At 35.0% G+C, this 1,106-nt stretch carries 1 protein-coding gene; it reads right to left on the bottom strand.

The annotated features are described in order from the left end of the window. Window positions 1-32: 32 nt before the first annotated feature. The coding region (locus tag ACNQGN_RS18900) for an IS4 family transposase (protein ID WP_417989369.1) at window positions 33-1,106 on the bottom strand (1,074 nt) is incomplete at its 5' end.

Raw genomic sequence — 1,106 nt, forward strand, 5'->3', positions numbered from 1 at the left:
GGTACGAGTGGTCGGAAGAAATTTCGACCACTTTACGTTTTAAATACTTTGTCAGGATCCCCTCCTGAAAGTATGATCATTATTACCGTAATAAGCTCTCTTAATTCCATAACAAACCTTCTTTTAGCTGTTTTGTAGCCAAGGTTATTTGCTTTCTTGTAAATTAAGACCAGCATTGCTACAATTAGAGTCATATAAATCATGACTTCCATTCCATTTTTACTGAGCGATACAAGATGACTGACGTTGAGTTCTTGTTTTATAAATCTGAAAAAGACTTCGATATCCCATCTTCTTCTGTAATAATCTGCAACTTCCTTAGCAGTAAGGTCAAAATCATTGGTGATAAACCAAAATATCTTTTCCGGCCGTTCTTTATTTTTCACTATCACCAGTCTAAATTGGTTTTCAAGTTTTTCTTCCCTGTGATGTATGTTTCCTCGTTTGTTATTTACTGGAATGCCCGTATAAAGATTTACTATACTGTCTTTTATTAGCAAATTATCTCCAATATCTAAATCCTGATTTTCCTTAATGAGGGATTCTATCTCCACGTGTTTGCGGTTTTCTCTAGCCCTGATTACAAATTTGACATCCTTTTGGGAAAACTCTTTCATGGTCCGGGTTGATTGAACACCTCTGTCAATAATATAAATACTACGATGTTCAGTATCTTTTTTCACTTGTTTTAAAATAGCTTCAGGAAGAGCATTTTCCTCGCTAGAATAACTCTGGGTATTAAATATCTCAACACCTGCAGGAAGAATACCGTCAAAGGAAACGCTATATTTTATAAGCTTCTTACCACTATTCTGATCAATTCCTTCTTTGAGCTTTCCGGCCAGGTCCGAAACAATGGTACTGTCTACCCGAATTAAATTATATTTATCTCTTTCCGGCTGATTATAACTTTCAGAAAAACGATCATACATACATTCAAAAATTTCCTTGAAATAGCCAGAATCAATTTTTGACAATCTCTCAGAAATAGAACTCCTTCTGACAGTTTCGGCTTCATCTAAATTGAAAATAGCCTTAAAACCTGAATAGTTAAAAGTATCTTCCAATGTCCGCTGGCTAAGTCTTTCATTGTCGAGAATAGCATA

This window comes from Flavobacterium rhamnosi (genome assembly GCF_048286515.1).
Lineage (GTDB): Bacteria > Bacteroidota > Bacteroidia > Flavobacteriales > Flavobacteriaceae > Flavobacterium.